Source organism: Streptomyces malaysiensis subsp. malaysiensis, from assembly GCF_040653035.1.
Classification (GTDB): Bacteria; Actinomycetota; Actinomycetes; order Streptomycetales; family Streptomycetaceae; genus Streptomyces; species Streptomyces malaysiensis.
Map to the genome: position 1 here is coordinate 23418 of NZ_JBEZNG010000051.1, position 14015 is coordinate 37432.

Sequence of the window (14015 nt, forward strand, 5' to 3'; positions counted from 1 at the left end):
GGCAGCCGCAGCCGCAGCCGCCGGTGGCCATCGTCGGGATGTCCGTGCTGCTGCCCGGCTCGCCGGACCTGGACACGTACTGGCACAACCTGGTCGGCGGCGTGGACGCCATCAGTGACGTACCGGCCGGGCGCTGGGACGCCGGTTTCTACGCCCCGGACGGCGGTGGCGACACACCGGCCGCGCCCGACCGGGTGTACTGCCGACGGGGCGGATTCGTCGACGAGTTCGCCCGGGTCGAGGCCGCCCGGTTCGGCATCATGCCGAACTCGGTGTCCGGCACCGAACCCGACCAGCTGATCGCCCTGGGTGTCGCGGCGGCGGCCATCACCGACGCGGGCGGTGAGGGCCGGCTGCCCGACCGGCAGCGGGTGGGCGTGGTGCTGGGCCGGGGCGGCTATCTCACCCCCGGGCTGGTCCGGCTGGACCAGCGGGTGCGCACCGCCCATCAGCTCGTACGGACCCTCGGCGAGCTGCTGCCCGACCTCGACCCCGGCCAACTCGACCTCGTACGGACCGCGTTCACCGAGCGGCTCGGCCCGGACCGGCCCGAGGCGGCCATTGGCCTGGTGCCCAACCTCGCCGCCTCGCGCATCGCCAACCGGCTCGATCTGCGCGGCCCCGCGTACACCGTGGACGCCGCCTGCGCCTCCTCGCTCGTCGCCGTGGACCAGGCGGTGGGGGAGCTGGCCTCGGGCCGGTGCGATGTGATGCTCGCGGGCGGGGTGCACCACTGCCACGACATCACCCTGTGGAGCGTCTTCTCCCAGCTGCGCGCGCTGTCGCCGAGCCAGCGGATCCGGCCCTTCCACCGTGCGGCCGACGGTCTGCTGATCGGCGAGGGCACCGGGGTGGTCGTCCTCAAACGGCTCGCCGACGCCCTCCGCGACGACGACCGCGTCTACGCCGTGATCCGAGGCACCGGAGTGGCCTCCGACGGCCGCGCCACCGGCCTGGTCAACCCGGACCCGGGCGGCCAGACCCGGGCCGTACGGCAGGCGTGGCGGGCCGCGGGGCTCGATCCGCGCGCGCCGGGCGCCATCGGGCTGCTGGAGGCGCACGGCACCGCGACGCCCGCCGGGGACACGGCCGAACTGGCCACGCTGGCCGGGGTGTTCGGCCCTCGTGACACACCGGGTGAGACGGCCGTCATCGGCTCGGTGAAGTCGATGATCGGCCACACCATGCCCGCCGCCGGTGTCGCGGGGCTGGTGAAGGCCGCCCTCGCGGTCCACCACGGCAAGCTGCTGCCCACCCTGCACTGCGACGACCCCCATCCGGCGCTGGCGGCCACCCGTTTCTCGGTGCTCGGCGCGGCCGAGCCCTGGGAGGCGCCCGTACGGCGCGCCGCCGTCAACGCCTTCGGATTCGGCGGGATCAACGCCCATGTGGTGCTGGAACAGGCGCCGCCGGTGCCGGTGGCGCGGCGTGCCACGGCCGTCGTCATCGAACCGGAGCGGGTGCTGGCGCTGGCGGCGGACACCCCGGAGCGGCTGGCCGAACTGCTGGCGGCGGACGACGCGACCGTACGCACGACGGTGACGGGACGGGCCGCCCGTACCCGCCTGGGCATTGTCGAACCCACCGCCAAACGGCTGGCACTCGCCCGGCGCATGGTGGCCAAGGGCCGCCCTTGGCGGGGGCGCAACGACATCTGGTTCACCCCCGAGCCGCTGCTCGGCGCGGGATCACGGCACCCCGGGAAGCTCGCCTTCGTCTTTCCGGGCCTCGAAGCCGAGTTCGCCCCGCGTGTGGACGGTGTCGCCGAGTACTTCGGGCTCTCCCGCCCTGCCGGGCACAGTGTCGGAGAGGTGGCGCGCGTGGGTGACATCGGCCGCCACGGCGTCGGTGTCTTCGGCGTCGGGCGGCTGCTGGACGCGGCGCTGCGGCGGATGGGCGTCGTACCGGACGCGGTGGCCGGGCACAGCGTGGGGGAGTGGACCGCACTGGCCGTGGGAGGTCTCTACGCGGGCGAGGAGGTCGACGCCTTCCTCGACTCCTTCGACCCCGACGCGCTACGGGTGCCCGGACTGGCCTTCGCCGTCCTCGGTGCCGGTGCGCCACGGGTGCTCGCGGAAATCGAGGACCGGGCGGATGGCCGGATCGTGCTCTCGCACGACAACGCGCCCAGCCAGTCGATGGTGTGCGGACCGCGCGAGGAGGTCGAGGAGTTCGTCCGGGCCATGCGCGCCGAGGGCGTGATCGCGCAGCTCCTGCCCTTCCAATCCGGTTTCCACACCCCGATGCTGGCGCCCTACCTCGACCCCATACGAGCCGTGACGGAACGCTTCGAGCTGCGCCTGCCGCCCAGGATCCCCGTCTGGTCCGGGACGACCGCCGCACCGTACCCGGCGACCGAGGCGGACGTGCGCGAGCTGTTCATCCGGCATCTGCTGGAGCCGGTGCGCTTCCGGCTGCTGACCGAGGCCATGTACGAGGCGGGCTTCCGCGGATTCGTCCAGGTGGGCACGGGCCAGCTGGGGTCGCTCATCGGCGACACCCTGCACGGCCGCGACCATCTGGTGGTGGCCGCCAACTCTCCCCACCGGGACGGTGTGTCGCAGCTCCGCCGCGTGGCCACGGCGCTGTGGACGGAGGGGGCGGAGGTGGATCCGGCGCTGCGAAGCGAGGCTGAAGCCTCGCGGGCGAAACCGGTGCTTCCTCCGGTGCGGCTGGACCTGAACGGTTCGCTGGTCTCGCTCGGCGAGCCACGTCTGAGCGAGTTGCGCGATGAGCTATCGCGGGCGGTGTCCCGGGGAGCGGGGCCGCACCGTGGTAGACGGCCGCCGTCGCCGGGTGCGGGTCGGGTGGTGCCCACCCGTTCCGCCCTGCGGAACGATTGCCCACCACTGTTGTGGGAAGCCGAACTCAACGCGCTGCTCAGCGAAACCGCCGCCACCGCCACCGCGGTCATCGCGGCGAGCCGGACACCGACCCCGCGCACCTACGAGCTGCGTGTCTCCACCGAGACCATGCCCTACCTCCATGACCACTGCTTCTTCCCCCAACGCCCCGGCTGGCCCGATGAGTCGGACCGCTGGCCCGTGGTCCCGGCCACCACGATCGTCCACCACCTCATGGACGCCGCCGAACACGCAGCGGCGGATCATGGGGTGGACGGCGCAGTGGCCGTCGCCGTCCATGGCGCCCGCTTCGATCAGTGGGTGACGGCCGCGCCCCCCAGCACCGTCCCGGTCACCGTCACCCCCGCCACGTCCGGCCACTACACCGCCACCTTCGGCCGCGGCGCCCGCGCCACCGTGGAGGTCGCCCCCCACCACCCCGCGACCCGCCCGGCCCCCTGGCCCACCGACCCCGCCGCCGAGCGCACACCCGACCACAGCGCACAGCACCTCTACGACGAGCGCTGGATGTTCCACGGCCCGGCCTTCCAGGGGCTCACCGCGCTCACCGCGATCGGCGAGTCGCATCTGCGCGGCACGATCACCACACCCCCCGCGCCCGGCGCCCTGCTGGACAACGTGGGACAGCTCCTCGGCTACTGGATCATGGCGACCCGCACCGAACGGACCGTGGTCTTCCCGGTCGGCATGCGTCTGATGCGCTTCTTCGGCCCGCATCCGGCCCCCGGCACACCGGTGGAGTGCCTGATCAGAATCACCTCGCTGACCGATACCACGCTCGAGGCGGACGCACAGCTGCTGATCGGTGGCCAGGTGTGGGCGGAGCTGTCCGGCTGGCAGGACCGCCGGTTCGACAACCATCCCGAAACCCGACCCGTGGAGCGCTTCCCACAGCGCAACACGCTGTCCCTGCCCCAGCCGGGCGGCTGGGTACTGCTCCATGAGCGCTGGCCCGACCTGGCCTCCCGCGATCTGATCATGCGTAACCACCTGAGCAGCGACGAGCGCACCGCCTATGAACACCAGGCGCCACGCGGCCGCAGACAGTGGCTGCTGGGCCGGATCGCGGCCAAGGACGCGGTACGGCGCCGGCTCTGGGACCACGGCGAAGGCCCGGTCTTCCCCGCCGAGATCGGAATCCGTGAGGATGCCGAGGGGCGCCCGTACGCCATCGGCGTCCACGGCCGGACCCTGCCCGAACTGGCGCTCTCGCTGGCACACCGGGCCGAGGCCGGGGTCGCCCTGGTGGTGCCGCGCCGCGCGAACGGGGCCCCGGGCCCCGGTATCGCCATCGAGGAGATGGCCGATGGCGACGACCACGCCCTCGCCCTTGGCCGCGCGGAGTGGGAACTCCTCACGGCCGTGACGGCCCGGAGCGGTGCGTCACGCGCCCGCTGGGCCACCGCCTTCCGGGCCGCGAAGGAGGCCGTGGCCACGGCGGAGGGCACCGGCCTCGGCGACGGGCCACGGGACCTCCGCGACCGACCACGGGATCTGAGCATCGTCGAGGTACGGCCCGGAGCGGACGGCCCCGACTCGACACCGGTCCGGCTCGTCGTCGAGGTGGCGGCCACCGTCCCCGGGCAGCGACCGCGCCGCTACGACGTCCACACCCGCACCATCGCCAACCCGCCCGGACTGCCGGACAGGGACTACGCCGTGGCCTGGACGACCGGCCCGGACCACCAGGAACAGGACCAGGAGAGCGATCAGTGACCACCGTCAATCAGACCGCCCCGTCACCCGCCACCGAGGCACCGGTCGACGCACCGGCCGTGCTCGCGGAGATATCCGGGATGCTCCGGACCATGCTCGACGAATACGGCCTCGACGATATCGAGATCACCATGGAGACCCGCTTCACCGAGGATCTGGAGCTGGAGAGCATCGACCTGGTCACACTGGCCGGAAGCCTGGAGGCCCGGTACGGCAGACAGGTCAACTTCGCCGAGTTCGTGGCCGACCTGGAGCTGGAAGAGATCATCGACCTCACCGTGGGGCAGCTCGTCGAGTACGTCGTCCGGTGCGTCAGGGCCGCCGGGGAGCGCTGACCCATGGCGATGATCGACACCGCCCGCGACACACACGACGGCACGGGCAGCGGTACGGGCGACGACACGGACCAGGCCACCGACCACGACGGTCCGGATACCGGAGCGGATGGCGTCCGGCTGCATGTCCAGCGGCTGTCCCCGCCCGATGGCCGCCCGCCCACCGCCACCGCCGTACTCATCCACGGTCTGCTCACCGACTCCCTCGCCAGCTGGTACTTCACGGTGGCCCCCGACCTCGCCGCCGCCGGTCTTGAGGTGGTGATGTACGACCAGCGGGGACACGGCCGCAGCGAGCGCCCCGGCTCCGGCTACCGGCTGGACACCTTCGTCACCGATCTGGAGCGGCTGCTCGACCGGCTGGACATCACCGGGCCGGTCCATCTGGTGGGCAACTGCTTCGGCGGAACGGTGGCGTTCGCCTACGCCATGCGCCATCCGGAGCGGGTGGCCGGTATCGCGGTGATCGAGGCGAAACCCGCCACCGAGAGCTGGCTGACCGAGATCAGCGGGATCCTCCGGCGCGTCGCCACCGAACTGGTGGTCCATGAGGCCGAGTCGCTGGCCTGGGTCAGCGCCCACCGGGGCGCCCACACCGCACGGCTGGCCAAGTCGGCAGCCCGCCTGGTCCGTACCACCACCATCGCCGAGGACGTACCGGCGAGCGGGGTGGTGAGCGAGGAGCAGGTCCGCGCGGTGCGCTGCCCGGTGCTGGCCGTCTACGGCGCCGATTCCGAACTCGCCGGGCAGGAGCGGTGGTTGGAGTCGGTGCTGCCCGGCACCCGGACCGTCGTCCTGCCGGGACAGGGACACTCGGTCCTCGCCGAGGCGCCCACGCGCATCCGCGAACTGCTGCTGTCCTGGATCCACGAGGACGAAACGGCCACTGGCGCCCCGGCGGTGGGCGCGGCGGCGCTGGAGGCCGATGCCTTATGAGCGAACCGAGCAGAACCTCGGAAGTCCCACCCCGCCGTTTTCTCTTCGTCGTGCCCCCGCTCGTCGGCCATGTCAATCCCACCCTGGGCGTCGCGGCCGAACTCACCGCGCGGGGCCACCAGGTGGCCTGGGCCGGAATGCCCGAGGTCGTCCAGCGGCTGACCGGGCAGGGGGCGACGGTCTACCGCTGCGCCGGGCCGGTGCTGGGCGAGGGCGGGGCGGACCGGCCACCGGACGTACGCGGACCGGCGGCGCTGAAGTTCCTGTGGGAGCGGTTCCTGGTGCCGCTCGCCGAGGCCATGGCCCCGGGCGTGGCCAGGGCCATCGGGGAGTTCCGCCCGGATGTGGTGATCGCCGACCAGCAGACCGTGGCGGGCGGGCTGGTGGCGGAACGGCTCGGGGTGCGCTGGGCCACGTCCGCCACCACCTCGGCGGAGTTCACGGGCGTGCTGGACGGCATGCCCAAGATCGACGCCTGGCTGGACGGGCTCATGGCCGAGGTGCGGGGCCGGATCGGGGATCCGAAGGGCACGGCCGACCCCCGGTTCTCACCGGATCTGGTCCTGGCCTTCACCACGGAGGAACTGGCCGGACGACCGGCCCGGGCGGGCGACCGTATCCACTACGTGGGCCCGTCGATCGCCGAGCGGCCGGCCACGGCGGACTTCCCCTGGGCGTGGCTGGACCCGGCGCGCCCCGCCGTCCTGGTCACGCTCGGCACCGCGAACACCGATGCGGGGGCGCGTTTCCTCACCGAGTGCCTGGAGGCCGTACGGGCGCGGGCCGGGCGGTTCCAGACGGTCATCGTCGATCCCGACGGTGTACTCGCCCGGGCCACCCCGGACGTCCGGAACACCCCTGCCACCCTGGACGTCCGGAACACCCCTGCCGCCCCGGACGACAAGGACGTCCTGGTGTGCCGTTACGTCCCCCAACTCACCCTTCTGAAGCGGGTGAACGCGGTGGTGTGCCACGCGGGCCACAACACGGTCTGCGAAACCCTGTGGCACGGCGTTCCGCTCGTCGTGGCCCCCATCCGGGACGACCAGCCCGTGGTGGCCGCCCAGGTGGTGGACGCGGGCGCGGGCATCCGGGTGCGCTTCGGGAGGGTACGGGCGGCGGCGCTCGGCGAGGCGCTCGACGCCGTACTGGACGAACCGCGGTACCGCGCCGCCGCCGAGCGTGTGAGCGCTTCCTTCCGCACGGCGGGCGGCGCCACCGCGGCCGCCACCCATCTGGAACGGTTGGCCACCGCGAGCGCCGTCACCCACGTGGAGCGGCCGGCCACCGGAACCGCCGCCACCCACACCACCACGAACCCGGGAGGGGAACGATGAGCCGCGAGAGTGCCATACCCCGCACACCGGAGAAGCCGTCCCGCGCCGAGACCGTCGCCGCACTGCGCCCCCGCTACCAGGCCGATCTGACGCGGGGCACCGAGCGGTTCTTCGAACCGCGCCGCACGGACTGCCCGTGGTGCGGCTCCACGCGGCTGGCGCGGCGGCTGCTCACCAAGGACCGGTACCAGAACAAACCCGGCTGCTTCCGGCTCGACACATGCCGGGACTGCCGCCATGTCTTCCAGAACCCCAGGCTGAACGGCGATGGCCTGGAGTTCTACTACCGCGACTTCTACGACGGGATGGGGGAGATCGAACTCGGCAATGTCTTCGCCGGACGGGACAAGGTGTACCGGCGGCGGGCGATGTTCCAGGAGCCCTCGGCCGAGCCCCCGAAGACCTGGCTCGACGTCGGCACGGGACACGGCCACTTCCCCGAAGTGGCCCGTACCGTCTTCCCGGACACCCGCTTCGACGGACTGGACTTCACCGCCGGGGTCGAACTGGCCGAGCGGACGGGGCGTATCGACCGTGCCATCCGCGGCAGTTTCCCCGAGCTCGCCGAGGAGCGCCTGGCCGGGAGCTACGACGTGGTGAGCATGTTCCACTACCTGGAGCACAGCACGGACCCCCGGGCCGAACTCCGCGCCGCCCGCCGCGCCCTGCGGCCCGGTGGCCATCTGCTGATCGAGGTGCCCGACCCGGAGTGCTGGTTCGGCCGGCTCTTCGGCCGGTTCTGGCTCCCCTGGCTCCAGCCCCAGCATCTGCACTTCGTTCCGGTGGCCAACCTCCGCGAGGAGCTGACCGCGCTGGGCTTCACGGTGACCGCCGAAGAGCACCGCGAGCCGTCGGACACGGTCGACCTGCTCGGTGCCGTTTGGCTGGCGCTCAACGCGATCGCCCCGCCCGACGACTCCCCCTCCCTGGCCAAGCCGCCCGGCCGGCTCCGATGGCTGCTGCGCTGCGCGATCCTGCTGGCGGGCGTGCCGGCCCTCGTGGTCGCGACCACCCTTGACCGGCTGCTGCTCAAGCCGCTGGCGGGGCTCGGGAAGATGTCCAACGCCTATCGGGTGGTGGCCCGGTGCGATGCCTCCGCCCACTCCGGCCCCCGCTAAGGTGACCCCCGGGTCCCGCCTCGGGGCCCGGGGGAGGGGAGATGCACGGCGATGTCGAGGCCGAGGAGGCCGGAGGGCTGCGCACGGCCGTGCGCGTCAGCACTCTGGCCCTGGTCGCGGGCCTGCCGGTGGTGGTGCTCGGCGGTGTGGCCATCGTTCTGAGGCCGGATATCACCGCGGCGCTGGACGGCCGCGCGGTGGCGGCCTGGCGGACGGTGTTCACCGCGATCGTCATCCAGGGCGTGCCGTTTCTGCTGCTGGGCACGGTGGTGTCGGCCACCATCAGCGCGTTCGTACCGGCGTGGGTTTTCACCCGGGTGCTTCCGCGCAATCCGGCGCTCGCCGTACCCGTGGCCGGTGCCGCCGGGGCGGTGCTGCCGGGGTGCGAATGCGCGTCGGTGCCGGTGGCCGGGAGTCTGATGCGGCGTGGGGTGCCCCCGGCGGCGGCGCTGGCCTTTCTGCTGTCGGCCCCGGCCATCAACCCGATCGTGCTGGTCGCGACCTATGTGGCCTTCCCCGGTAACCCGTGGATGGTCGCCGCCCGGCTGATCGCCTCGCTGCTGACCTCCGTCGCCATGGGCTGGCTGTGGATCCGGGCGGGCCGCGAGGAGTGGCTGCGGCTGCCGAAGGGACCGGCCGGGCACACTCCCGGCGCCAGCCGCGCGGAGGAGTTCCGGGTCTCGCTCCAGCATGACTTTCTGCACGCCGGAGGCTTCCTCGTGGTCGGCGCGGCGGCCGCGGCCACGTTCAATGTGGCGGTGCCGCACTCCGTGCTGCGGCTCTTCTCCGACTCCCTGTGGCTCTCGCTGCCCATGCTGGGGCTGCTCGCGGTGGTCCTCGCGGTCTGCTCGGAGGCCGACGCGTTCGTCGCCGCCTCGCTCAGCGGGTTCTCGCCCACCGCCCGGCTCGCCTTCATGGTGGTCGGCCCGATGGTGGACCTCAAGCTCATCGCCCTCCAGTCCGGCACCTTCGGGCGCGCCTTCGCGGTGCGCTTCTCGTCGGCCACCTGGGTCGTGGCGATGCTGTGCAGCACTCTGGTGGGGTGGTGGCTGCTGTGAAGCGCAATGTCCAGGTGCTGCTGCTGCTCTTCCTCGGGGTCGGTCTGCTGCATATCTCCCTGCTGACCGATCTGTATCTGCGCTATGTGCGCGAGGGCCTGCGGCCCGCGCTCATCGCCTCGGGGGTGCTGCTGATCGCGCTCGGCGCGGTCAGCGCCGCCCGCGACGGCTTCCCGTTCAACCGCCCCCGCACGGACGGCGCCCAGGACCACGACGACGGTCATGGCCACAGCCACGCGGGCGGCCCGAAGGTCGCCTGGCTGCTGTATGTACCGGCCCTGACCATCCTGTTCCTGGCGCCGCCCGCCCTCGGCTCGTACACCGCATCGCGGGACGAGGCGAAGGCGCCCAAGGCCCCCTCCTCGTCGTCGTCCGGCGACAGCCTCTTCCCGGCCCTGCCGGACACCGGCGTGGTGCCGATGTCGCTGAACGACTTCAGCTCCCGTGCGGTCTGGGACACCGACCGCACCCTGAAGGGCCGTACCGTCCGGCTCACCGGCTTCGTCACCCCAGGGCGCGATGGCACCTGGTACGTCAGCCGCCTCGTCATCAGCTGCTGCGCCGCCGACGCCCAGGTGCGCAAGGTGCGGGTGCACGGGGCCTCGGCGCCGCCCGCCGACGCCTGGGTGACCGTCACCGGCACCTGGCATCCCACCGGAAAGGTGGGAACGGACGACGCGAGCCCCGCACTGGACGTCACCGCCGTACGGCGCGTCCCCGCGCCCAAGGACCCGTACCACGACATGGTGACCGGCCCGGGCGGCGGTTGAGCCCTATGGGGAGGACGGCCACCATGCCGCGCTGAACGGCCCCGACCGCCCGGCGGCGCCGGGGGTCAGGGGAGGATCGAGTCGACGTAGCCGCCGTCCACGCGCACGGCCCCGCCGGTGGTGGCCGTGGCGAAAGGGGAGCTGAGGTAGACCGCCATATTGGCGATCTCCTCGGGCTCGATCAGCCGCTGGATCAGCGACTGCGGCCGGTACTTGGCCATGAACTCCCGCTGCGCCTCGTCCCAGGGCAGCTCCGGGTCCACCAGTTCGTACACGAAGTCCTCGACCCCGCCGGTGTGGGTCGGCCCGGCGATCAGCGAGTTGACCGTGACCCCGGTGCCGGCGGCCTCCTTGGCGAAGCCGCGGGTGACGGCGAGCAGCGCGGTCTTCGACATCCCGTAGTGGATCATTTCGGCGGGGATGACGACCGCAGAGTCACTGGCCACATTCATGATCCGGCCCCATGAGCGGTCCTTCATCCCGGGCAGGAAGCTCCGGATCATCCGGACGGAGGCCAGGACGTTCACCTCGAAATAGCGCCGCCACTCATCGTCGCTGATCTCCAGCGGCGGAGTGGTCCCGAAGATGCCGAGGTTGTTGACCAGGATATCGGTGTCCGGCACCGCGTCGGTGACCTGGCGGGCGCCGTCATCGGTGGTGATGTCACCGGGGGCGGGGACGAACGAGCCGCCCTCCGTGTCCTCCTCCAGCTTCTCGATGGCGGCCTCGACGGACTCCTGCCGGCGCCCGTTGACCGCGACACGGGCGCCCGCCCGCGCCAGACCGGCGGCGATGGCGAATCCAATGCCCTGCGTGGAGCCGGTGACCAGGGCGGTCCTACCGGAAAGATCGATCTGCACGGCGCTCCTTCGTCGATGCCTTAATGCTTGCGTGCGCCATTAGTTGCACACGCGCCATACTAGCGTAGTCGGATGCGAAGGCGGCCGTGGGCCGCGGGACTTCGACTGCGGCGGCCTAGCCCCGGTGGCGGACCTCGATCCGGCCCCGTAGCCGTGGATCGCGGGAGGAGGAGCCCACCTCCACGGTCCGGGGCCCGGTGCCGAGTACCCATTGATGGCGTTCGGTGTCCCAGGAGGACAGCGTCCGGGCGGCCATGCACACCGTCACCGTCCGTGCCGCACCAGGTCGTAGATGAACCCGCCGGTACCCTGCCAGGGCCCGCTCGGCCTGGGGCAGCGGCAGATCGGGGGAAGGCCCCACATACACCTGCGCCACCTCGGCCCCGGCCCGGCGCCCGGTGTTGCGCACGGTGAACGCCGCCTCCAGGCCGTTTCCGTGTCTTCGCAGCCGCAGCCCCGCATAGGCGAAGGTGGTGTACGACAGGCCGTGGCCGAAGGGGAAGAGCGGCCGTACGCCCTCCGCGTCATACCAGCGGTAGCCGACGTGGATGCCCTCGGAGTACTCCTCGCGGCCGTCCACCCCGGGGTAGCGGCGCGGGTCTCCGGCCATCGGATGGCGGTCGTCGGAGACGGGGAAGGTCTGGGTGAGCCGGCCGCTGGGGTTGGCGTCACCGAAGAGCAGGGCGGTGGTGGCGGCGGCGCCTTCCTGGCCGGGGTAGTACATCTGGAGGACGGCGCCGGTGCGTTCCAGCCAGGGCATCGCGGTGCACGAGGAGGTGTTGAGGACGACGGTGGTGTGCGGGTTGGCCTCGGTGACGGCGGTGATCAGCGCGTTCTGATGGCCGGGGAGGGCGATGGTGGTCCGGTCCCTGCCCTCGGTGGCGTCCTCGTAGGCGAAGAGCACCACGCGGTGCGCGGCGCGGGCGGCGCGCACCGCCTCGGCGACATCGGCGGCACGGGTGGCGGAGGTGGTACGGCGCAGCCGGAAGGCCAGCCCCTCACTGCCGCCCTTGGCGGTGACCTTCAGCCGGTGTTTTCCGGCCGTCAATTCGACGGCCGTCCGGCGCACGGCGAGCCCGTCCGGAGTGGCACTGACGAAGCCACCGGTGAAGTACTCGCCCAAGCCGGCCCGGAACGGGAACAGCTCCTCGTCGTCCAGCAGAACCTTCGGGCGGCCGGCGGGCGGACCGCTGAAGTGCAGCACGAACGTCCACTCGTCGGATTCGTCGACGGTGAGGGTGCCGTCGTACGTCCAGCTCTTCCCCGCCGCCACCTTCCGCTCCTCCAGCCCGGTGGCCGGGGAGAGCGCGGTGGCGGGGATCGTCTTGCCGAACACGTCCTCGCCCAGGGCGTGGTCCACCCGGGCCCCTTCTCCGGCGCGTTCGCGGATCGTCTCCAGCGGGCTGGCGGCATGGTCGGGGACCACATGGGCGCTGCCGCCGCCACTGACGAAGGGGATGGCACCGGTGGGCCCGACGACGGCGATCGACCGCGCGGCGGGCCCGGTCAGCGGAAGTGTGCCACGCTCATTGAGCAGCAGGACACCGCCCGCCGTCGCGACCTTCAGCGCGGTGCGCGCCCCGGCTCCGGGGTCCCGGCCGGGCCGGGGCGGGGCGCCGCCGTCCAGCAGGCCGAAGCGGTCCATGACGGTCAGTACGCGGCCGACGGCGCGGTCCACCCGGGCCTCCGGTACGGCTCCGTCGGCCACCGCCTTCCGCAGGGCCTCGCCGAAGTACTCGCCGTCCGGCATCTCCATGTCGAGCCCGGCGCCGAGGGCCGCCGCGGTGCTGTGGGCGGCGTGCCAGTCGGTCATCACCCACCCGTCGAAGCCCCAATCCGTGCGCAGCACCCCGGTCAGCAGTGGCCCGCTCTCGCAGGCGAACGCCCCGTTGACTTTGTTGTAGGCGCCCATGACGGCCCACGCGCCCGCCCGTACGGCCGACTCGAAGCCGGGCAGCTCCATCTCCCGCAGCGTCCGCTCGTCGACCACGACATCGATCGACTCCCGCTCATGCTCCTGGTTGTTCAGGGCGAAGTGTTTGACGGTGGCGATCAGGCCCTCGGCCTGGATGCCGCGGATCTCCTCGGCCACCAGCTGGGAGGTGAGCAGGGGGTCCTCGCCGAAGGTCTCGAAGTCGCGCCCGGCGTACGGGGTGCGGATGAGGTTCACCATGGGGGAGAGCAGCACGTCCTGGCCCAGCGCGCGGCCCTCGCGCCCGATGGTGCGCCCGTACTCCCGCGCCAGGGCCGGATCGAAGGCGGAGGCCAGCAGGACCGGCGCGGGCAGCGCGGTGGCGTGCCGGGCCACCCGTACACCGGCGGGCCCGTCCGCGAGCCGCAGCGGCGGAATGCCGAGCCGGGGGACACCGGGGGTGTAGCCCGCCTGCCCGAGGCTCAGGGGATCCTTCGCGCCGTGCAGCAGCGAAACCTTCTCCTCGAGCGTCATCCGTCCGATGAGGGTGTCCACCCGGGCGGCGGCACCGGGGGCGGGACCCGGCGCGGGAAGGGGACCCGCGGCGGGGTCCGGCTCGGCCGCGGCCGCCGGCCATCCGCCCCCACCGGCGGCGGCCATCGCTCCCAGGAAGGACAGGGCGGAACGGCGTGACAGGGCGCCCGGCATGGCGTCACTCCATCTCTCGCGGCTCGAAGACGTGTGTGTACGCAGGCGTGCTGACATGGCATCGGGGTCCGTGGAGGTGAACACCGTGCGGACATCACATCACGGGGTCGGCCGCTCGCCGGTGTGGCGCCGGGTTTCGGGATCGGGGTGTCGCCTGTCGGCGCACGGCGAGCCGCGCGGCCACGCGGAGGTCCTTCTCGCGTGGCCGGGGCGGGCGCGGAGCCGATCGGAGGGCGGCGGGGCACCCTGGCCGGGGGCGGAACACGGTGGACCCCGCCCGGGAGGGGCGGGGTCCACGGTCGGGGAGCTAGGGCCTGTCGTCAAAGGGGGCGCCCTGCTCCCGACGCCTGGCACGGCCGCTCGCCGCGTTGTCGCGTCACCCGAGTACGCCCAGTACGAGG

Annotated in this window: 9 protein-coding genes; 7 read left to right on the forward strand and 2 right to left on the reverse strand. The window is 72.6% G+C overall.

Annotated features, from left to right (window positions below):
- Positions 1 to 38: 38 nt before the first annotated feature.
- The 7 genes from AB0E24_RS44745 to AB0E24_RS44775 are packed head-to-tail and all read left to right on the forward strand — an operon-like array spanning position 39 to position 10134.
- Positions 39 to 4580, forward strand: coding sequence for a beta-ketoacyl synthase N-terminal-like domain-containing protein (locus AB0E24_RS44745; RefSeq protein ID WP_435865397.1), 4542 nt, complete (start codon positions 39 to 41; stop codon positions 4578 to 4580).
- Positions 4577 to 4915, forward strand: a complete 339-nt coding sequence (locus AB0E24_RS44750; RefSeq protein WP_435865395.1) for an acyl carrier protein — start codon at positions 4577 to 4579, stop codon at positions 4913 to 4915. Before AB0E24_RS44745 ends, AB0E24_RS44750 begins: the two co-directional genes overlap by 4 nt.
- Before the next feature lie 3 nt (positions 4916 to 4918).
- On the forward strand, positions 4919 to 5851 hold the full coding sequence (locus AB0E24_RS44755) for an alpha/beta fold hydrolase (RefSeq protein ID WP_206331414.1): 933 nt from the start codon (positions 4919 to 4921) through the stop codon (positions 5849 to 5851).
- A complete protein-coding gene (locus AB0E24_RS44760) occupies positions 5848 to 7188 on the forward strand; it encodes a glycosyltransferase (RefSeq protein ID WP_359385678.1) in 1341 nt (446 codons plus the stop codon). The genes AB0E24_RS44755 and AB0E24_RS44760 overlap by 4 nt, the downstream gene beginning before the upstream one ends.
- The gene (locus tag AB0E24_RS44765) at positions 7185 to 8306 is read left to right on the forward strand and encodes a class I SAM-dependent methyltransferase (protein ID WP_359385680.1); all 1122 of its coding nucleotides are present in this window, start codon (positions 7185 to 7187) and stop codon (positions 8304 to 8306) included. Before AB0E24_RS44760 ends, AB0E24_RS44765 begins: the two co-directional genes overlap by 4 nt.
- A 41-nt stretch (positions 8307 to 8347) precedes the next feature.
- On the forward strand, positions 8348 to 9364 hold the full coding sequence (locus tag AB0E24_RS44770; RefSeq protein ID WP_069873900.1) for a permease: 1017 nt from the start codon (positions 8348 to 8350) through the stop codon (positions 9362 to 9364).
- Positions 9361 to 10134, forward strand: a complete 774-nt coding sequence (locus tag AB0E24_RS44775) for a TIGR03943 family putative permease subunit (protein ID WP_069873903.1) — start codon at positions 9361 to 9363, stop codon at positions 10132 to 10134. The genes AB0E24_RS44770 and AB0E24_RS44775 overlap by 4 nt, the downstream gene beginning before the upstream one ends.
- 65 nt (positions 10135 to 10199) lie before the next feature.
- Here the strand turns inward: AB0E24_RS44775 and AB0E24_RS44780 are convergent, their stop codons facing one another.
- Together AB0E24_RS44780 and AB0E24_RS44785 are read right to left on the reverse strand one after the other, a co-directional pair.
- On the reverse strand, positions 10200 to 10994 hold the full coding sequence (locus AB0E24_RS44780) for an SDR family NAD(P)-dependent oxidoreductase (protein ID WP_069873904.1): 795 nt from the start codon (positions 10992 to 10994) through the stop codon (positions 10200 to 10202).
- A 115-nt stretch (positions 10995 to 11109) separates the two neighbouring features.
- Positions 11110 to 13614: a beta-glucosidase family protein gene (locus AB0E24_RS44785; RefSeq protein WP_359385683.1), complete on the reverse strand. Its 2505-nt coding sequence runs from the start codon at positions 13612 to 13614 to the stop codon at positions 11110 to 11112.
- Between the last annotated feature and the right edge of the window lie 401 nt (positions 13615 to 14015).